This is a genomic window from Nonomuraea sp. NPDC049129 (genome assembly GCF_040648495.1).
In the GTDB taxonomy this organism is placed as follows: domain Bacteria; phylum Actinomycetota; class Actinomycetes; order Streptosporangiales; family Streptosporangiaceae; genus Nonomuraea.
Window position 1 is genome coordinate 1 of record NZ_JBEZDU010000036.1, and the last position, 18,650, is coordinate 18,650.

The 18,650-nt window shown below is 67.7% G+C and carries 21 protein-coding genes and 1 pseudogene; 8 read left to right on the top strand and 14 right to left on the bottom strand.

Annotated elements, in window-relative coordinates; translation table 11 throughout:
• Positions 1-315: pseudogene (locus AB0B64_RS54380) on the top strand (hypothetical protein); the annotation flags it as partial.
• Positions 316-426: 111 nt separating this feature from the next.
• On the opposite strand, the gene AB0B64_RS54385 reads toward AB0B64_RS54380, so the two are convergent.
• Positions 427-1,668 carry an FAD-dependent monooxygenase gene (locus AB0B64_RS54385; protein WP_358202029.1) on the bottom strand — a complete coding sequence of 414 codons (1,242 nt, stop codon included), beginning with the start codon at positions 1,666-1,668 and terminating at the stop codon, positions 427-429.
• 77 nt (positions 1,669-1,745) lie between these two features.
• On the opposite strand from AB0B64_RS54385, the gene AB0B64_RS54390 reads away from it, so the two are divergent.
• A complete protein-coding gene (locus AB0B64_RS54390) occupies positions 1,746-2,297 on the top strand; it encodes a TetR/AcrR family transcriptional regulator (RefSeq protein ID WP_358202035.1) in 552 nt (183 codons plus the stop codon).
• A gap of 20 nt (positions 2,298-2,317) precedes the next feature.
• Here the strand turns inward: AB0B64_RS54390 and AB0B64_RS54395 are convergent, their stop codons facing one another.
• The gene (locus tag AB0B64_RS54395) at positions 2,318-2,815 is read right to left on the bottom strand and encodes a helix-turn-helix domain-containing protein (RefSeq protein ID WP_357959872.1); all 498 of its coding nucleotides are present in this window, start codon (positions 2,813-2,815) and stop codon (positions 2,318-2,320) included.
• A 74-nt stretch (positions 2,816-2,889) separates the two neighbouring features.
• On the opposite strand from AB0B64_RS54395, the gene AB0B64_RS54400 reads away from it, so the two are divergent.
• Positions 2,890-3,726 (top strand): MBL fold metallo-hydrolase, encoded by an 837-nt coding sequence (locus tag AB0B64_RS54400; RefSeq protein WP_357959869.1) that lies wholly within the window; start codon positions 2,890-2,892, stop codon positions 3,724-3,726.
• 301 nt (positions 3,727-4,027) lie between these two features.
• Here the strand turns inward: AB0B64_RS54400 and AB0B64_RS54405 are convergent, their stop codons facing one another.
• Together AB0B64_RS54405 and AB0B64_RS54410 are read right to left on the bottom strand one after the other, a co-directional pair.
• Entirely contained in the window at positions 4,028-4,300 is a 273-nt protein-coding gene (locus AB0B64_RS54405) for a DUF397 domain-containing protein (protein WP_357959867.1), read from the bottom strand.
• The gene (locus AB0B64_RS54410) at positions 4,300-4,977 is read right to left on the bottom strand and encodes a DUF5753 domain-containing protein (RefSeq protein WP_357959883.1); all 678 of its coding nucleotides are present in this window, start codon (positions 4,975-4,977) and stop codon (positions 4,300-4,302) included. The genes AB0B64_RS54405 and AB0B64_RS54410 overlap by 1 nt, the downstream gene beginning before the upstream one ends.
• 350 nt (positions 4,978-5,327) lie before the next feature.
• Between AB0B64_RS54410 and AB0B64_RS54415 the strand changes: the two genes are divergently transcribed.
• Complete coding sequence (locus AB0B64_RS54415) at positions 5,328-5,465, top strand: hypothetical protein (protein WP_358202051.1); 138 nt, start codon at positions 5,328-5,330, stop codon at positions 5,463-5,465.
• Positions 5,466-5,593: 128 nt separating this feature from the next.
• On the opposite strand, the gene AB0B64_RS54420 is transcribed toward AB0B64_RS54415, so the two are convergent.
• The 4 genes from AB0B64_RS54420 to AB0B64_RS54435 form a co-directional block, all read right to left on the bottom strand.
• Entirely contained in the window at positions 5,594-6,739 is a 1,146-nt protein-coding gene (locus AB0B64_RS54420) for an acetyl-CoA C-acetyltransferase (RefSeq protein ID WP_357959861.1), read from the bottom strand.
• A 71-nt stretch (positions 6,740-6,810) separates the two neighbouring features.
• Entirely contained in the window at positions 6,811-7,761 is a 951-nt protein-coding gene (locus AB0B64_RS54425) for a hypothetical protein (RefSeq protein ID WP_357959859.1), read from the bottom strand.
• Positions 7,762-7,785: 24 nt separating this feature from the next.
• On the bottom strand, positions 7,786-8,544 hold the full coding sequence (locus tag AB0B64_RS54430; RefSeq protein WP_357959857.1) for a class F sortase: 759 nt from the start codon (positions 8,542-8,544) through the stop codon (positions 7,786-7,788).
• A gap of 5 nt (positions 8,545-8,549) precedes the next feature.
• The gene (locus AB0B64_RS54435) at positions 8,550-8,879 is read right to left on the bottom strand and encodes a hypothetical protein (protein WP_358202063.1); all 330 of its coding nucleotides are present in this window, start codon (positions 8,877-8,879) and stop codon (positions 8,550-8,552) included.
• Here AB0B64_RS54435 and AB0B64_RS54440 point away from each other — a divergent pair.
• Complete coding sequence (locus AB0B64_RS54440; protein ID WP_358202068.1) at positions 8,878-9,264, top strand: hypothetical protein; 387 nt, start codon at positions 8,878-8,880, stop codon at positions 9,262-9,264. The genes AB0B64_RS54435 and AB0B64_RS54440 overlap by 2 nt on opposite strands.
• Positions 9,265-9,543: 279 nt before the next feature.
• On the opposite strand, the gene AB0B64_RS54445 is transcribed toward AB0B64_RS54440, so the two are convergent.
• Positions 9,544-10,320, bottom strand: coding sequence for a class F sortase (locus AB0B64_RS54445; protein WP_357959851.1), 777 nt, complete (start codon positions 10,318-10,320; stop codon positions 9,544-9,546).
• On the bottom strand, positions 10,317-11,729 hold the full coding sequence (locus AB0B64_RS54450) for a hypothetical protein (protein ID WP_358202079.1): 1,413 nt from the start codon (positions 11,727-11,729) through the stop codon (positions 10,317-10,319). The genes AB0B64_RS54445 and AB0B64_RS54450 overlap by 4 nt, the downstream gene beginning before the upstream one ends.
• Positions 11,730-11,892: 163 nt before the next feature.
• Between AB0B64_RS54450 and AB0B64_RS54455 the strand changes: the two genes are divergently transcribed.
• A complete protein-coding gene (locus tag AB0B64_RS54455; RefSeq protein ID WP_357959845.1) occupies positions 11,893-13,038 on the top strand; it encodes an acyl-CoA dehydrogenase family protein in 1,146 nt (381 codons plus the stop codon).
• A gap of 50 nt (positions 13,039-13,088) precedes the next feature.
• Here AB0B64_RS54455 and AB0B64_RS54460 read toward each other — a convergent pair whose 3' ends face one another.
• Entirely contained in the window at positions 13,089-14,456 is a 1,368-nt protein-coding gene (locus AB0B64_RS54460; RefSeq protein WP_358202085.1) for a S1 family peptidase, read from the bottom strand.
• A 159-nt stretch (positions 14,457-14,615) separates the two neighbouring features.
• Between AB0B64_RS54460 and AB0B64_RS54465 the strand changes: the two genes are divergently transcribed.
• Positions 14,616-14,777 carry a hypothetical protein gene (locus AB0B64_RS54465; protein ID WP_225294066.1) on the top strand — a complete coding sequence of 54 codons (162 nt, stop codon included), beginning with the start codon at positions 14,616-14,618 and terminating at the stop codon, positions 14,775-14,777.
• An 8-nt stretch (positions 14,778-14,785) separates the two neighbouring features.
• Here AB0B64_RS54465 and AB0B64_RS54470 read toward each other — a convergent pair whose 3' ends face one another.
• Positions 14,786-15,214 carry a MarR family transcriptional regulator gene (locus tag AB0B64_RS54470; RefSeq protein WP_357959835.1) on the bottom strand — a complete coding sequence of 143 codons (429 nt, stop codon included), beginning with the start codon at positions 15,212-15,214 and terminating at the stop codon, positions 14,786-14,788.
• 20 nt (positions 15,215-15,234) lie between these two features.
• Between AB0B64_RS54470 and AB0B64_RS54475 the strand changes: the two genes are divergently transcribed.
• Positions 15,235-15,603: a MarR family transcriptional regulator gene (locus AB0B64_RS54475; protein ID WP_357959833.1), complete on the top strand. Its 369-nt coding sequence runs from the start codon at positions 15,235-15,237 to the stop codon at positions 15,601-15,603.
• Here AB0B64_RS54475 and AB0B64_RS54480 read toward each other — a convergent pair.
• Entirely contained in the window at positions 15,600-16,376 is a 777-nt protein-coding gene (locus tag AB0B64_RS54480) for an alpha/beta fold hydrolase (RefSeq protein WP_358202099.1), read from the bottom strand. The two genes, AB0B64_RS54475 and AB0B64_RS54480, sit on opposite strands and share 4 nt — an antisense overlap.
• 17 nt (positions 16,377-16,393) lie before the next feature.
• Positions 16,394-18,613: a SpoIIE family protein phosphatase gene (locus AB0B64_RS54485; protein ID WP_357959827.1), complete on the bottom strand. Its 2,220-nt coding sequence runs from the start codon at positions 18,611-18,613 to the stop codon at positions 16,394-16,396.
• Positions 18,614-18,650 lie beyond the last annotated feature (37 nt).

Below are 18,650 nucleotides of genomic sequence, written 5' to 3' on the forward strand. Positions count from 1 at the left end.
ATCCGCCACCTCATGGAGGAGATCATGAAGTCCGCGTCCACCAAATGGCCGGTCTACAGCCCCTTCGCCCGCGAACACTACGGCCGCGGCAAAGCAGAAGGCATGGCCGAAGGCAAGACAGCGGGCCGGACAGAGGGCAAAGCGGAAGAGGCCGCCAGATTGCTGCTGCTCGTGCTGGACGCCCGCGGCTTCACCGTCCCCGACGGTATTCGCGCTCAGATCACCACCTGCACCGACATTGCCCAACTCGAAACCTGGGTCACCCGCGCGGCCACCACCCAGACCCTCCAAGACCTATTCAACGAACCAGGCTGACCGCGTCCAAAAGAGCGACCGCGGCGGGGCTCGCCGTAGAGCGACGGGCCCGCGAAACGCGCGCGAATAAATCGGTTGCGGCGCGCGCCGCACACAAACCGAAAACGATCTTCAGCGATTCTCCAGGCCGACCCGGCGTCCCGAGGCGGTGGGCGACACCGGATAGTCGTCGATGATCATGGAGTTGTAAAGGCGTGCGCTCTTGGTGGTGAGACGGACGAGGGCGCGGCTGGGCCCCGCGGGCAGGGCGGAGATCAGGCGAAGGCCCTGGACCAGTCCCCGCACACCGAGGCGGGACGTAGGGACCAGGGTCTTCGCCGCGCTCAGCGCGACGGCTCGGCTGCCGCGTACGTGCTCCGCCATCGCGCGCTCGTAGGCGGGGAAGGCGCGCTCGTGGTCACCGCCCGCCCGCGCCAGCTCCCCGGCGAGGACGTACGCGCCGACGATGGCCAGGCTGGTGCTGCCGCCGACGGCAGGGCCGGGGCAGTAGCCCGCGTCGCCGACGAGCGTCACCCTCCCCCGCGACCAGGTGTCCATGTGGAGCTGGGTGATCGAGTCGAAGTAGAACGCCGGGGTGCGGTCGAGCTCGGCCAGCCAGCGGTCCACGTCGGCGTGCAGGCCTCTGAACGCACCGCGCAGCAACTCCTTCTGCCGGGGCACGTCGCGGCGGGAGTAGTCGAGCTCGCGCTCGCTCCGGAACAGGAACATCGCCCGCGCCTCGCCGAGGTGCCGCGCGCCGTACATGCCGGCGGTGCGGCCGACACCCACGTGCATGACGAGCTCACCGTCAAGGTCAGCGACGTTGGGCAGGGTCAGCACCCCGAGGTAGGCCCCGATGAAGGCGCTGAAGCGGGACTCGTCGCCGAAAACGAGGCGGCGCACGTTGGAGTGCAGCCCGTCCGCGCCGACGACGAGGTCGAAACGGCGCGGCGCGGCGTTCTCGAACCGCACCTCGCCGTCGGGCGAGATCGCGGTGATCGAGTCACCGAAGATGTACTCGACGTCGTCGCGCGTGGCGTCGTAATAGATCTCGCTCAGGTCGTCGCGCATGATCTCGACGTGCCGGCCTTCGGCGGCGCCGAAGATCTTGGAGAGGTCCACCCGTACGGGACGCCGCGCGCCCTCCCCGTACGCGGTCATCCGGTTCGCGCCGGTGGCCCGCCCCTCGACACGCGGGAGCACGCCCATCTTCTCCGAGATGTTCATCGCGGGCCGGAACAGGTCGACCGCGTGGCCGCCGGTCTTGCGCAGAGTCGGCGCGCGCTCGACGACGGTCACGGAGAAGCCGTGCCTGGTGAGCCAGTACGCCAGCACCGGCCCGGAAACGCTGGCGCCGGAGATGAGAATCCGCATGTGCACGCTTCCTTTCTTAACGATAAGTAAGCGTAACATGGTTACTTACCTATCATTAAGTCAGATAGACTTACGGCATGCCTCGTCCCTCTGACACCAAGCAACGGATCCAGGACGTCGCCCGCGAGCTCTTCGCCCAGAAAGGTGTGCAGCGGACCAGCCTTCAGGAGATCGCCGACCAGCTGGGCATCACCAAGCCGGCGCTCTACTACCACTTCTCCTCACGCGAGGACCTGGTCCGCAGCATCGTGCAGCCGATCATGGAGGAGGAAGAGGCGTTCCTGACGAGCCAGGAGGCACTGGACGAGGTCGACCCCCGCGCCCTGCTGGAGGGCTACTTCGACTTCCACTACCGCCACCGCGAAGCGATGGTGCTCATGCTCAGCGAGTTGACCACGCTCGCGGACCTGGGCCTGATCGACCTCGTGCTGGACTGGCGCAGGCGGCTGACGAAGCTGCTGCACGGCCCCGAACCCACACTCGAGCAGGCCACCCGGGCCGTGATCGCCTTCGGCGGCCTCCAGGACTGCACGATCCAGTTCACCGACGTACCGAAGGACGAGCTCCGCCAGGCGGCCGTGGACGGCGCCTACGCGGCCCTGGGCATCTCGCCGCAGCGCGAAGCCTGACGAAGTCGACTGCCTGGCGGCTACGAGGATTTGATAGCAGCGAGGTAGGCCGCCTTCAGGCGCTCGCGAACGCTCGGTGATCGCGCTGGGGAATCGGAGCCAAGGTGCGAGTGGCGAAGCTCGTCCATGAACTCTTGCCAAAGCGCGGGGCCGCCTTGTTCGAGCAGCTCGGCACGAACGCGCAGCGCGCGGCTCGTGGGCCGGTGGCGAAGCCCCCAGCTGCCGAGCTGCGCGAACACTGGTACGAGTTGGATCGCGGGTTCGGTCAGGCTGTAGCGCGCCCGCTGGCCGGCTCGCGCGTCCTCACGGGTGAGCAATCCCAACCCGACGAGTCGCTTGAGTCGGTCGGCGAGAATATTTGACGCGATCCCCTCTTCCGAGCCGGCCTGCAGCTCTCGGAAATAGCGGCGGTCTCCGAAGACGATGTCGCGGAGGACGAGCAGGCTCCAGCGATCGCCGAACACCTCGACGGTGGCGTTGATCGGGCACCCCGACCGCGGCTCATACACTTCGCCCATAGTGCTTGCAATCTACCACCACCCGGTACTACGGTCTCAAACCGGTTGCAAACCACAAGCGGAAGGGGCCACCCGTGCTGAAGCAGGTCGCGGAGGGTGTGCTGATCCACGAGAGCGAGTTCTGCCAGAGCAACGCCGTTGTCGTGCACGGCCGGGCCGGCGTGTTGCTCATCGACCCCGGGGTGCAGGGCCACGAAATGGCCTGCCTCGCGAACGACCTGTCCAATTCAAGCCAGACCGTTGTGGCAGGCTTCTCGACGCATCCGGATTGGGATCACCTGCTCTGGCACCCCCAGCTCGGCGCGGCCCCTCGCTACGGCACGGCCCGCTGCGCGGCCAGTGTCCGGGATCAGCTTTCCGACCCGGATGCGAAGGCCCACATCGCCGACCACCTGCTTGAGACGGAAATCGCCGGACAGGTACCGCTGGACCTGCTCGGCCTCATCACCGCCCTGCCCGCCGAGACGGCGCAGATCCCATGGGATGGCCCCCAAGCCCGGATCATCGAGCACCAAGCGCACGCACCGGGCCATGCGGCGCTGTTCATCGAGGAACGCGGGGTTCTCGTCGCCGGCGACATGCTCTCTGATGTCCTGGTTCCGATGCTCGACCTGAACGGCACCGCTGACCCGATCGAGGACTACCTAGCAGCGCTGCGACTGCTGGAGAGCGTGGCGGGCGACGTCGATGTCCTCGTCCCTGGGCACGGGTCAGTCGGCGGAGCTGATCAGGTACACGCGCGGATCGAGCGGGATCGGGCGTACGTGCTCGCCTTGCGTGAGGGCCATGATCCCAGTGACCCGCGGATCGGCCCATCGGCCAAGCCCGGCTGGGAGTGGGTAGGCGATGTGCACAACGGGCAAGCCCAGCGCCTCGCCCGAAGAAGCGAACGCGACGGGACGCCCGGCTAGCGATCCGCTTGCGGAACCGGCCCGGCGTCCCCGAACGCCATGCCGCCTCCCAGCAAGGGGACCGGCCATATTCCTCACTCGGTGAGGGTCATGGCGGAGAGGATGTCGCGTAATCCTCTGCACGCGGCCCCGTACACCGACACCACCGCGGAGGTACGCCCCTGGGCGGGCGCAGGGTAACGGCGAGAACGTCCGGGCGCCGCGACAACGAAAGGCCGGGCAGTAAAAGGGCCTCCCTTGCCCAACGAAAGGCCACGGGCGCTGATGCTGAAATCCGGGCGTCAGCGGTGCCACAGTCCTATTATCCGGCGAGGAGATGGTCGAAGTTGCCGTCCTTCATTCCGTCTATCAGGGCGCGCATTTCTTCCTTGTCGAGGAACACCTTTGGTCCCTCGGGGTCTTTCGAGTCGCGCACGACCACCAGATCGCCATGCTTGTGCAGCCCCGCGTCATCTGGCACGAAGACTTTCCCGAACTCGGCGCAGGCCCCACCGTTGTTGCTGAATCTCGACTTGCACCACTCGACCTGGGACAGGTCGACGTCAACTCCAGTCGCGTCGCTTGTGTCGCTCATCAAAGATCCTTTCCCACCTGGGCAATGAATGCCAGGCTGTCCTCGACCGACAAAGACTTCGCTCGTAGGTGGTTAAAGACCACGTTATACCCTTGGACTACGGCAGGATCCTCCAAATATCGGGCATCCGACTGACTCTCCAGATAGACCACCGGCGGCCAGGGGTCAGGAAACTCGATCGCGATGAACGAGCCGTCCATCGCGGCATGTGACCCGGTCTCAAAGGGCAGGACCTGCAAGGTCACGTTGGGTCGCGTACTGATCTCCATGAGGTGCCGCAACTGAGCCTTCATCGTGGCCCGGCCACCGACCATCCGCCGTATGCATGCCTCATTCATGATCGACCACAGCTCCAGCTCATCCGACGTGGTCAGACGATCCTGGCGGGCCAGGCGAAATTCAATCTTGCGCTCGATGTCCTCGGCGCTGACGGCAGCAGGCGCCGTCCCTAGGTACGCCCCGTAGTAGTCGGCGGTCTGAAGCAGTCCAGGAATGAGTTCGGAGTCGTAGTGATTCAGCCTGGACGCCGCCGACTCCATACCGACGTAAACCTCAAACCACTCGGGGATCGCCCCCTTGCCCTTGTAGCTCTGCCACCAGCCGCGCTTGCGGGCCTCGCGGGCCAGCGTTAGCAGGAATTGCCGCTGTTCGCCTTCGACCTCGTACAGATCGAGCATCACAGAGACGAACGCCTTGCTGGTTGGTCTTGTCCGCTGAGGAGAGGGGACAGCCAGGCTGGCCGACGAGATGGGTTTGGGGGCTTGGGTGTCGGCGCACACAGGTGTGGGCGCGCGTAGGGCGACAAGCCCGCATGGAACGCGGCGCAATTAAATCGGTTGCCGCGGGCGCCAGACGAGGCATAGGGTCAGTGACATGCGCTTTTACCTGTAATTCGTTGGGGTTGCCAATACCCCGGCCACTCGGCCCCGCCCGGCGGTGTGTATGCCCGCCGACCTCGTCCAGACGCGGCAGCTGAGCTTGTCGACCGGCCCTGGCCGCGTCGTGAATTACGTAAAGGAGCTTCCTCATGCGAGTACGTTCAGGCAAGAAGAAACACGGTAAGAAGCTCCCCGGGCAGGAGACGCCGCCGGTGCCCCGGCAGATGCCGAGGATGCCGCAGCGGCCCATCGCGCCGCCCAGGCGGATCCCGCCCAAGGGACGCTAGTCCACTACCGGGATGGTAGTAAGTGCGGCGCGCGACCCAACGCCATGGGCGCGCCGCACACAACCCGCGGTGCCCCGGCCCCTCGTTCGAGGGACCGGGGCACCGTCGTTTCAGCACTACCGGGCAGGTTAGAGGCGTTCGATGATGGTGACGTTGGCCTGGCCGCCGCCCTCGCACATCGTCTGAAGGCCGTACCTGCCGCCCGTACGCTCCAGCTCGTGCAGCAGTTTGGTCATCAGGATCGCGCCCGTACCGCCCAGCGGGTGGCCCAGGGCGATGGCGCCGCCGTTGGGGTTGACCGTGGCCGGGTCGGCGCCGAGCTCCTTCATCCACGCCAGCGGCACCGGCGCGAACGCCTCGTTGATCTCGGTGACGGCGATGTCGTCGATCGACATGCCGGCCTTGTCCAGTGCCCGCCGCGTCGCCGGGATCGGCGCCGTCAGCATGTACACCGGGTCGTCGCCCATGAGCGCGAGCTGGTGGATGCGGGCGCGCGGGGTCAGCCCGTGGTCCTTCACGGCCTGCGCTGAGGCGATCAGCACCGCGCCCGAGCCGTCGGAGATCTGCGACGCGGTGGCGGCGGTGATCTGGCCGTCCTCCTTGAGCGTCTTCAGCCCGGCCATCTTCTCCAGCGTCGTGTCCGCCCGTGGCCCCTCGTCGTCGGAGACGTCGTTGATGGGCGCGATCTGGTCCTTGAAGTAGCCGTTCGCGATGGCCTTGGCGGCGCGCTGGTGGGATTCGAAGGCGTACCGCTCCAGCTCCTCGCGCTTGAAGCCCCACTTCTCACACATCAGCTCCGCGCCGCGGAACTGCGAAATCTCCTGCTTTCCGTACCGTTCGACCCACATGTCGCCGAACGGGAACGGCATGCCCTTCTCCAGCGCGGCCGTGATCGACGAGCCCATGGGGACGATGCTCATCGACTCGACGCCGGCCGCCACGACCAGGTCCTGGGTGCCGGACATGACGCCCTGCGCGGCGAAGTGGATCGACTGCTGCGAGGAGCCGCACTGCCGGTCGATGGTGACACCGGCCGTGGTCTCCGGCAGTCCCGCCGAGAGCCAGGCATTTCGCGCGATGTCCATGCTCTGGGGGCCGAACTGCATGACGCACCCCATGATGACGTCCTCCACCGCGGTGGGGTCGACGCCGGTGCGGTCGATCAGCGCCTTCAGCGTGTGAGCGGCCAGGTCAGTGGGGTGGACGGTGGAAAGGCCGCCCTTCTTCTTGCCGACCGGGGTGCGGACCGCCCCGACGATGTACGCCTCTGCCACAGTGCCTCCTGAAACCGAGCATTGTTCGGTTATTAGGGAGAGACTACAACAGAACGATGCTCTACGCCCCGTCACCCTGGGGGCAGAAGGTCCTCCGCCGCGTCGATCCGGAACCGCCACCGGTCCACGATCAGCCCGTTCAACGCGTCCGCCAGACGCAGCGCGAGCGCGCCGACCTTCTCGGGGTCGTCGCCGCGCAGCTCGATAGCGGTCAGTTCGGTGGCGAAGGGCAGGAGCTCCTGTACGGCGGGTGGACGGCCCTTTTCCGGGACCACGAGGACCCGTATGTCGCCGACCGTGTAGAGGAAATCGTCCGGGTTGATGTCGTCCGGCTTGATGTCGTCGCCAGGAGCAGCGGTAACCTCGGCGACTTCAGCGGCTTCGGTGGCTTCGGTGGCTGCTTCAGTCTCGGCGTCGGCGCTCGCTTCAGCTTCAGCGTCAGTTTTGGCGTCGGTTTCGGCTTTCGCGTCCGCGTCGGTTTCCGTGTCGGCGGTCGCACTCGTACCGGTCTCCGCGGGCGTGGCGTCGGCAGTGGTGGTGTCCTCGGGTGCGGTGGCGTCCGTAGCGCTGTCGTCGCTGTCGGTCTCGTCACCCACGTCGGCCTTCGGGCTGTCGTCGAGGCCGCTCAGCACCGCCCGCAGCTCATCCGGCGTCGGCCGTTCCGGAAGGATCACCGCTGGACCGCCACGATCGCTGTCGGCGGGGTCGGTCACCTCGCCCCTGCACACGGCCAGCCCGCCGAGGCGGAAGGCGATCCCCTCGGCCAGGTAGCGGTCGAAGTAGTCGAACGGCAGCGGGCCCTCCGCCACCACCCGGCAGGCCCACACCTGTTCCAGCTCGCCGCCCACCAACTCGGGGTCGGCCTCTACTGGAGCGTGCACCCGGACGTCCACCGCCACGATGTCGGCGCCGTCCTCGCGGGCCTCCGGGTCTGCCAGCCGTACCAGTCGCAGGAGATCTGCCTGGCTCGGTTTGGCGGGCAACGCCGCCGTCGGGCCAGTACGCAGTCTCCGCTTAGCCATCCAGCCCATGACGCGCCTCCGCGTTCAGCCTCGATAGGAGCTTGTCATCGTCGCATAGACGATGATGTTGTCGGTGTAGTGACCGATACTGCGGTTGTACGTGCCGCCGCAGGTGATGAGGTGGAGCTGGGCGTTGTCGTTGGGCTGGTTGCCGTAGACGCGCTGGGTGGGGAACGTCTTCTTGCTCGCCTGCTCGACGCCGCCGACGGTGAACACCGCGGTCGTACGGTCCTGCCGCTTGACCTCGATGGTGTCGCCGTTGCGGATCTCGTACAGGCGACTGAAGACGGCACTGCGCGTCCGGGTGTCCTTGTGCCCGAGCATCACGGCCGGCCCGGCTTCGCCGGGGGTGGACATGTTGCGGTACCACCCGACCAGGTTGGGGTTGTCGGCCGCCGGCACCTGGATCGTCCCGTCCTTGGCGAGCCCAAGTGACTCGACCGGCGCGTTGATCCCCAGCCGCTTGATCACGATCCGCTGCGGAGTGGACGGCAGCATCGCAGGCGCCGGGTCCGGCAGCGGCAGCGGCGGCGGCGCCGTGGGGGCCGCCTTGAACAGGGCCTGCGCCGGCTGTCCCGTCGTCTTGCCGTCGGGCTGCACGGTGACGGGCAGCGTGTCCCGCTGGCTGGCCAGGCCGTACTCCTCGGGCGAACGGAGCACGATCAGCAGCCCGGCCACCACGGTCACCACGCCGGCCACGGCGGCGAGGATCAGCACCGACCTGAGTACGGTGCTGCCCCTGTCCTGCGGCGGTTCGCCCCCGTAGGGGTACTGTCCGGCCACCTCGATCAGCCTCTGGTGGCGGAACGGCGACGCATGACGAGTCCTCCAACGCCGGCGGCGAGTATCAGTGCGGATCCGGTCAGCACGACCATCCTGCCGTCGGGACCCATGTCACCGCCACCACCTGTGTCTGCTCCGGCCTTGGGGGTCTTGGAGCTCTTGGTGGTGGTCTTCGTCGCCGTGGGGGTCTTGGTGACGTAGGCGGTGCGCGTCTTGGTGGGCTTGGGGGTGGGAGTAGGTGTCGGCGTGGGGGTGGGGGTGGGGGTGGTGCTCGGGGTGGAGGAGCCAGTCGGGGTGCCCGTGGGGGTGGTTCCGGTCGCGACGACGAGGTTCATGGACGGCCCGCCGGACGGGCCAGGGCTGCAACTGTACGACTGGGTGCTGTTGACCTTGATGGAGAAGCTGCCGCCCTTGATGGCGACCGTCCCAGTGGCGGTCGGCTTCACGACGACGGCGAACGTCGGCAAGGGCAAGGGCGAGTTCGCGGACACGGTCGCCAATGGGGTGGATGTCACTCCGACAGTCACCGGCGTCGACGGCATCGGAGTCCCGCTGGGGCTGACGACACCTTCGGCGACGATCGTGCTGCTGGGGGTGATCTGCGCGGTAGCCAGCAGGCTCGGGCTTGCCGTTGGCTGGCGGATATCCCACGTGACAGTCACGGTAGAGCTGGGAGTGACCGCCACACCTGGAGTCTTCAGCTCCATCTGGAACGGATAGCTGGACCCGTTGTTACAGGTGTAGGTCACGTCAACCGGTGTGGCCATCGCGGCCATGGCCGGGACCACCCAGAAGATACCCGCACCCGCTAAGGCCAGGCCAGATGCCTTGAGGGCGAGGCGGTGCCTCGCCTTGGAGGTCAGCACTGTCCTTCTCCATTTCAGCGCGCAGTATCAACAGGCGTACCAGAATCCCAGCCGTTGGTCACGGTCAGGTAGCGATGATACGAACTGTCCCTGTGAAGTTCGCGTAAACCCTACAAGCAAGCACTTGCCACCCTTACCCCTTCTTCTTGGACAGGGTGGCGTACACGATGATGTTGTCCGTGTAACTGTGGGCCGTCTTGTTGAAGACGCCCCCGCAAGTGATCAGCCTGAGCTGCGCGTTCTTCGTGTTCCCGTAGACCCGAGCCGTCGGGAACGAGGACTTGCTGACCTGCTCGACTCCACTCACCGTGAACCGCGTCACCTTTTTGTCCGACCGGTACACGTAGATCTGGTCCCCCTTGGCCACCTCGGAGAGCCGGTAGAACACCGCCGCGCCCTTCTTGGTGCTCACGTGGCCGTTGATCACCGCGGGCCCGAGCTCGCCCGGGACCGGCGAGAACTTGTACCAGCCCGTGAGGCCGGGCTTGGTCAGCGGCGGGGTCGTGAGGTTGCCCTTGAGGTCGACGGTGACCGAACCGATCGTGGCGTTGACCTTGATCTTGGGGATCTTGATGCGGACCGGCGCCGCCTTCTTGGTCTTGGTCTTGGCCGGTGGGATCGGCGCGACGACCGGGGCGGCGGCCAGCGGCGGCGGCGCGTCGAGGCGGGCGGGGGTGAGCGGCACGTTCTTGCCGCCGGGGCCCACGGTCGGGGGCAGGACGAAGGCGCCCGCCGCGTTCTGGATCTGGACCGTGTCGCCCGGCTGGGCCTGCGGCCCGGGACCCGAGCCGTCGTCCACCGGCGGCGCCAGCGACAGCAGGCCGACCATGATGGCGCCCACCCCGCCCAGCGACCCGGCGATCAGCAGCCCGGGAAGCGCCCTGTTCAGCAGCGGCTTCTGCTCGGTCATGACTCGACTCCTCCGGCATGCTCGGCCTTGCGCCGCCGTAGCAGCAGTCCTCCTGTGGCGCTGCCCATCAGCAGCATCGAGCCGCCCGCGATCAGCCCGTACGACCCGCCGCCCGGCGGCTCGGGCGCCTCACCGGAGTCGACCCCGCCCTTGGGTGTCTTGGCGACCTGCGCCTTGACGTACTTGGTCTTGGTCGTGGTGGGTTTGGGGGTAGCCGTGCCGGTGCTCAAGGTTCCCGGCACCACGCTGACGAGATTGCGGTCCACGCCCGGGTCCACGTGCGGGGTCGTGACCGTCGGGCTGCTCGACGAGCTGGCCGAGCCGGTCGGCCTGGGTGTGGTCGGCGTCTCAGAGGGATTGACCGTCGGAGAGACCGTCGGGGAGACCGTCTCCGTGGGCTTCGTGGGCTCCCGGACCGTGACGATCACCGAGACCGGCCCGCTGATCAGATGGCAGGTCGCGCGGTGGAAGCCGGTCTGCGTCCGCACCATGGTCGAGACCTTGAAGGCGTCGAGCCAGACCGGACTCGCGGACGCGCTCACGATCTTGACGACGTGGCTGCCGTACGCCAGGGTCGGCGACTTCCACAGGGTGTGGCCACCGTCCATGTTGGAGTTCCGCGGCTTGTCGTTGCCGTCTCGCGACGGGTTCACCGTGGCCCGCTTGGTGCCGTCGAGGTAGACATCGACCGGGCCCGCAGTCTTGTCCCACGGGCCGATGTACTCCACCTGGGTGCCGACGAACGCCATCTCGGCCGAGGCGCCCAGCGTGGTGGTCTCGTGCAGGTCGTTGTGCTCGTGATTCTCGGAACCGGGAAGGTCGTCGCGCGGAGTCCATGACCCGTTGTAGACGATCTCCAGGTCGCTCGGATTGTCGGTCTCGTTGCCGTCGTTGACGACGACGCTGCCGTCCGGCGGCGTGAAGTCGACGACAATGTCCTTCGGCGACACCTTGATCGTGCCCGCCTTGTTGATGAGCCCGGGGTCGGTCAGCGCCTCGGGGAGCGCCAGTTCGTTATCTGGCCGCAGCTCCTCCGTCTGGTCGGCGGAGCCCTTCGGCTTGAGAATGCCCTGCCAGCTGCTGTCGAGCTCGACGTTACCGACCGCGTGCAACAGGGCGCCGGCGGGGAAGTAGCCGGGCGACTGGAGCCGGGTGTCGTCGGCGTAGTCGAGCTTCCAGGTGAAGTTGAGCGGATCGCCGACGACGAGGTCCGTGGCGAAGTTGAGCCGGGTGGTCAGCCGTACGGGATCGCGCCGGACGATGGAGTTGGGCGTGTTGGCCGTACACCGATATTCGACCTGGAGATCGGCCGGAGCAGCGGACGCCGAGGGAACGTGCAGCGCCATCAGCCCTACGGCTGCGGGTAATCCGACCGATGCGGCGATCAACGCCCTACGCCACCGACTCACGGCACACTCCGATCAACACAGTAAGCCGAAGGTCGATCTTAGGGTCGATATCCGCCGAACACCGCAACTACCGGCACTTGTGATGAACCCGTGTCCGCCCCCCGCAAACCGGCAACAGAATCGTATTCTGTCCAGCACGACCACCCCCGCTTGGAGGCGACTGATGCGGCGAGACCTCTTCGACGAGGAGCACCTGCTCTTCCAGGAGACCGTGCGCGAGTTCATGGCCCGTGAAGTCGTGCCACACCACGGCCAGTGGGAGAAGGACGGCATCGTCCCGCGTGATGTGTGGAAGAAGGCCGGGGAGATCGGCCTGTTCGGGTTCTCCGTCCCCGAGGAGTACGGCGGAGCCGGTGTCACCGACTTCCGGTTCAACGCGGTCATCGTCGAGGAGATCATCCGGCATGGCGCGTCAGGGCTCGGGTTCGGGCTGCACAACGACATCATGGCGCCGTACCTCGTGGACCTGACCGACGAGGAGCAGAAGCGGCGCTGGCTGCCCGGGTTCGTCAGCGGCGAGCTCATCACGGCGATCGGGATGACCGAGCCGGGCGCCGGGAGCGACCTGCAGGGGGTCAGGACCACCGCGGTCCTTGACGGCGATCACTACCTGGTCAACGGGCAGAAGACGTTCATCACGAACGGGATCAACGCCGACCTCGTCGTGGTGGTCGCCAAGACCGACCCCGCGGGCGGGGCGCGCGGCACCACGCTGCTGGTCGTCGAGCGGGGCATGGAGGGGTTCGGGCGAGGTCGCAATCTCGACAAGATCGGGATGAAGGCGCAGGACACGGCCGAGCTGTTCTTCGAGAACGTCCGCGTCCCCGTGGCCAACCGGCTCGGCGCCGAAGAGGGCCAGGGCTTCTTCCAGCTGATGAACAACCTGCCGCAGGAGCGGCTGTCCATCGCGGTGGCGGCGGTCGCGGCGGCGGAGACGGTGCTGGAGCAGACCATCGAGTACTGCAAGTCCCGTCAGGCTTTCGGGCGAAATATCGGGTCCTTCCAGAACACCCGGTTCGTCCTGGCGGAGCTGGCCACCGAGACGGAGATCGCCCGTCACTACGTGGACAAGTGCATCCGGGCGCTCAACGCCAAGGAGCTGACCGTGGTCGACGCCGCCAAAGCCAAGTGGTGGACCACCGAGCTCCAGAACAAGGTCATCGACCGCTGCCTCCAGTTGCACGGCGGCTACGGCTACATGATGGAGTACCCGGTCGCCAAGGCGTGGATCGACAGCCGCGTCCAGAGCATCTACGGCGGCACCACCGAGATCATGAAGGAGATCATCGGGAGGTCCTTCGGGTTCTAGAACCCGGACGCATGACGCCCTCCAACCGAGGAGGGCGTCTTCGTCCGTGGTCAGCGTTGCCAGACGTCGTAGTTTCTGTTCTGGTACAGGTACGCCGGCGTGAACGAGCACCGGTAGGTGTCACCGGACTTGCGAATCAGGCCCTGGTGGATGCCCATGGCCATGCCACCGTGATACCAGGGGCCGCCGCTGTCGCCGCTGGCACAGTCGGTCGAGTTCGAGACGACCATGTGCCGCAGCGAGTTGACCGAGACGTTGCGGTAGCGCACGCTGGTGCAGACGCGCCCGCTGATCTTGCCGAACTTGCAGGCCGTGTCGCCGACCGCCGGCATGCCTGAACGGGAGTCGGCGTAGCGCTTCTTGCTGAAGTCGTAGTAGAAGGTGCGCGTGGGCGTAAAGCCGCCGGTGTCGTAATACCCGATGTCGCCCCACTTCCCCTGATGGGACCAGATTTCCATGACGCCCGTCGATCCGCCGTCGGCACTGTGATTCTTGTACGTGCTGAACTCGGTGGAACCGCAGTGCCCGGCCGTGCCGATCCGCTTGGTGCTGGTAGTGACGTACTTGAGGTTGAACCCCGCGGTGCATCCGGTCAGGTAGCCGCCACCACGGAGGTAATCGTCCTGCGGGACCGAGGCCGGCATGGAAGAGACCTCGACCTCGACCTTCATGCCCGTGCTGACAGTCCGTGCGGACGCGAGCCGGTCGCGTACGGCGGCCTGCTCGGCTGTCGGCATCTCCGCATCGCGCAATTCCGCGGAGACATGAATCACGCCGGTCTCGATCTCGTAGTACGTGCTCGCCCCCGCGACCGCCGGGTCCGCCATCGCGGCGACGTGCGCGTTCTCCGAAGCCGCCGCCAGCTCCGCCTCCGAGAAGCCTCGCCCGCCGACCAGCCGTACCTCTGCGGGGAGCGTCTTGGCGAGCGCGACCGCCTGCTCGGGGATCGCGTCCTTGAAACCGAACCACGCGCTGGAGCCGTCCTCGGCCCGGACCGCGCCGGAGAACTCCTGCGGGAACGCCTCCTCCAGTTCGGCCGCGACCTTCCGGTAGGCCGACGTCCAACCATGCCGATCGATCGTCTCGGCGAAGCCGGTCCCGGTGTCCCGCGCGAGGGCCGCGAGGTCGTCCAGCTCTATCGCTGACAGGTCGTCGACCATGACGTCGGGGATAGTCGCTCTGCCATCGGGCTGGTTCGCCCAAGCCGTGGGTGAGGTGGCGGCGGTCTCGGCGACGTACGCCTCGACGGCCGCCTCAAGAGTGCCGCGCTGGTTGGCGGCCGCGCGCTTGATGCCGTCCAGGGTGGGGCGCTTGATCTGGGGCTGGGTCTCCAGGGGCAGGACGATCGTGTCGTCGGCCGCCGCGGCTGGGGCATTCGCTCCGGCAAGGGGGGTAACCACCAGGGCGGCCACTGCCATGACGCGGATCCACTGTTGACCACGTAATAAGTGCACGGTTGCCTTCCTCGGCAAAGAACGGTCAAAGATCGCCAAGCGTGTCGGGTTCGTCAGGCTCATGTCAAGATCAGCAGCCGGTGAGCCACGCGGGAAGCGCCCCGACACCGCATACTGGTCAGCATGTACGGCGGCCTGATCCTGCTGGTTTTCCTGGCGTTGCTGTTCGCCTGGGGGCTCAACCGCGTGCGCCGCGTGTTGCGCCTGGGGCCGGTCGGCTACGCCGGGGTGATGATCGTCTTCATCATCGTCATGCTGCTCATCTATGGCCAGACCTTCCGCTAGCCGGGAAGCTAGCCGGGGAGCCCTTCGACGAAGCGGGTGAGGAGCCGCGCGAACTCCGCGCGCTCCGCGTCCGACCATCCCGTCATCGCCTCGGCGAACGCCGCCTGCCTGCCGCGATGCGCCTGCTCCAGTGCGATCCGGCCGGCGTCGGTCAGCACGAGCAGCGCCCGGCGCCCGTCGGCCTGATCCGCCCGCCGCTCGACCAGGCCGGCCGCGACGGCCGCCGCCACCAGCCTGCTCGCCCTCGGCTGGTCGACCGAGAGCGCCTCGGCCACCGTGGAGACGGTGGCGGGCGCGCTCGCGGACTCGATCACGTCGAGCACCTCGAACTCCGGGCCCGGCGCGCCCTGCAGCCGCGCCAGCGCGCGCCTGCTCTGCCTGCGCCTGATGGCGACCATCGCGCGCTCGACTGCGGCAATTTCATTGTCATCGTACATATGTTTGCTATTATACATCCATGAACCGAAGAATTGGCTTCCTTCTCCAGCATGTCCACGCCCTCCTTGAGGACACGATGGACCGCGCACTCCACGACCATGAGCTCTCGCGCCGCCAATGGCAGGCGCTCAACGCCGTGGCCGAGGGCGATGACCCGTACGAGGCGCTGAAGGCGTTCGACGGCGTCGGCGACGCGGTGCGCGAGCTGACCGCCAGAGGATGGATCACCGGCACCACCCTCACCGACGACGGCAAGGCGACCCACGCGGCGGTCCTCGCTCGCGTGCTGGAGTTCCGGCAACTCGCCACCCAGGGCGTGAGCACGCAGGACTACCAGACCACCCTCGCGGTGCTGAACCAGATGGCCGCCAACCTGGAGGCCGCCTAACCGCCGCTGCCCTCCAGCAGCACCCGGGCCACCAGCCCCGGATCGTCGCTCATCGGCACGTGACCGCAGCCCTTGAGCAGCTTGACCCGCTGCCCCGACCACCTGGCGGCGCGTACGGCCTGGCGGCGCGGCAGCAGCCGGTCGTGCTCGCCCCAGGCGATCGTGATGGGCGACTTGGGCGGCGCGGGCGGCATCACTCCGGCGAACGCCTCCAGCGTCTCATCGAAGCCGGGCGCACCGCCCAACGCCTGGGTGGCGGCGATCAGCGCCGTCGGCGACAGCCGGGACGGATGGGCCACCAGAAGGCCGGCCGACAGGGCCCGGCCGAGGGGGTTCTCGGCCAGCCCGATGGACTGCTCCGGCGGCAGCGACCTGGCCGTGGCCCGCAGCGCGCGCAGCACCGACCGGCAGTACAGCAGCTCGGAGCGCGACCAGAAACCCGCGGGCGACAGCGCGGTCGCGGTGCGAATCACGCCGCGCGAGGCCAGCTCCAGCGCGATGTAGCCGCCGAGGGAGTTGCCCGCGACGTGCGGCTCGCGCACACCGAGCAGCGCGCAGAACGCCTCGACCGCGTCGGCGAGCGACTCCGCGGTGTACGGCGTGCCGTCGGGCAGGCCGGGTGAGACGCCGAAGCCGGGCAGGTCGACGGCGATGACGGTACGTGAGGCGGCGAGGCGGTCCATGACCGGCAGCCATGCCTGCCAGTGGTGCCCGATGCCGTGCAGGAGGATCAGTGGCTCGCCGGTGCCGCGTCGTTCGAAGGCCAGGTCCATGGCGTCGAGCCAATCACTCAGCGGCTACGGGTGGGAATCTCGAACCAGACCGCTTTGCCTTCCCTGGTGGGTCTCGACCCCCAGCGCCTGGCGAGTTGGTCCACCAGGTAAAGGCCCCGTCCGCCCTCGTCGTTCTCCCCCGCGCTCCGGATCCGCGGCAGGCGCAGGTCCTGGTCGAACACCTCGACCCAGACCGACTCCTCACCTCTGCGCAACCGCAGCGTGAACTCCTTGTCGCTCACCACTTCGTCCTCGAAGCCGGGTACGTCCCACGACTCCTCGAACGGCAGCGGCGGCCCCTCGACGACCAGTTCCCTGCGCGGCACGCTTCCGTGGGCCGCGTGGAGCACCACGTTGGTGACGACCTCGGAGACGAGCAGGCAGGCCAGCTCGGCGCGCTCCTCGGGGACGTTCCAGCCGCCGAACGCCTCGGAGGCCATCCGGCGCGCCTCGCCGACCATGATCGGCTGGGCCGGGAACGTGCGCTCCTCGACGTCGAGGTCCGACTCGCTCGACCGGACCACCAGGATCGCCATGTCGTCGTCGATCTCGCCGGGCACCGCGACGGTCGCCGCGTCGGCCACCCGCTCCACCTCGGCGTCGGCCATCTTCGCCAGCTTCTCGCAGAGGACGCCCAGCGTCTCCTCGTCGCTCGGCATCCGGCCGTCGCGGCCGGGGCGGCGGTCGACCAGGCCGTCGGTGTAGAGGAGCAGCGCCGCGCCGGGTGGCAGCGTGCGCGTCTCCTCCTTGTAGACCAGGTCGGCGTGCAGGCCCTTGGCGCGTACGCCCAACGGCTGGCCGACCTCCTCGATGTCGAGCTCGACGCACTGGCCGTCGACGAGCAGCAACGGCGGCGCGTGCCCGGCGTTGGCGAACGACAGCTGCCGCGACCAGGCGTCGTAGACGAGGTATTGGCAGGTCACGATCGGCGGGACGCTGATGTCGGCGCCGCTGTCGTCCTTCTCGGGAGTGGCGATGATGCGGGTCCACTCGTCGAGCCTGGCCAGGATGTCGGCCGGTGACTTGTCGTCCTGCGCGAAGGCCCGCAGCGCCGCCCTGAGCTGGCCCATGATGGCCGCGGCCTTGGCGCCCCGGCCCTCCACGTCGCCGATGACGATGCCGACGCGACCGGCCGACAGCGGGATCACGTCGTACCAGTCGCCGCCGACCTGGGTCTGGATGCCCTGCCCGTGGGAGGCGAGCGGCGCCGCCGGGTAGTAGCGCACCGCGATCTGCAGGCCGTCGAGCTGGGGCAGCGCGCGCGGCAGCAGGTGCTTCTGGAAGGACTCGGCGGTGTGCCGCTCCTCCTCGAACAGCAGCGCGTTGTCGATCGCGAGCGCGACCCGGGTGGCGATGGCGCCGACGAAGTCGCGGTCGAAGGCGTCGTAGTGGGGGCTGCGGCGGTCGGTCAGGTTGGACAGCCCGAGGTACATCAGGCCGAGCGTCTCGCCGCGTACGCACAGGGGGGCCACGATGGCGGAGGTCATGCCGACCTCGCCGCACAGCTTGGCGCTGCCCTCGCTCGGCGACGGAAAGCTGCTGACGGCGAAGTCCTCGACGAGGATGGTCTCCTGGCGGCGCAGCGCGGTGTCGGCGTAGTGGGAGGCGGGGTAGCGGATCTCCGCGCCCACGGGCTTCCAGGTGCCGGCCGGTGGGCTCCAGCCCTGGACGTGCTGCGAGACCCGCCGGACCAGCCGGTCGCCCTCCATCAACTCGATGAAGCAGTGGTCGGCGAACTGCGGGACGAGCATCTCGGCCACCCGCTTGAGCGTCTCCTCGACGTAAAGAGAGCCGGCCAGCCGTTCGCCGATGCGCTCCAGCAGGCCGAAGCGGTCCTTCTCCCGCTCGTTGCTGCGCAGTGCCTCGCGGGCGGTGACGACGATGCCGGTCACCGACCCTGAGGGGTGGCGCAGCGGCACGGCCTGGGCGCGGACGTAGACGATCGTGCCGTCACCCCGCCGCACGTCGAAGGTGCCCTCCCACACCCCGCCCTTGAGCACATGCTTGGTGAGCTCGATGGCGAGCGGGTGATCCTTCTCCATGATGCCCAGCGACAGCATCGAGGTGTCACGTGACGACTTCGACGGGCGGCCGAAGAGCTTCTCGGCGAACGGGTTCCAATAGAGGAGATTGCTGAAACGGTCGGTCACCACGACCGCCATCTCGGCATGATCAAGTACGGATTCGGCCGCCAGATGATCAGCCTCTTCCTGGGACACATCCCCCCAACGCTTCATCCGGAGACCACTCCTAGGGAGGGCATGTGCGCAATGC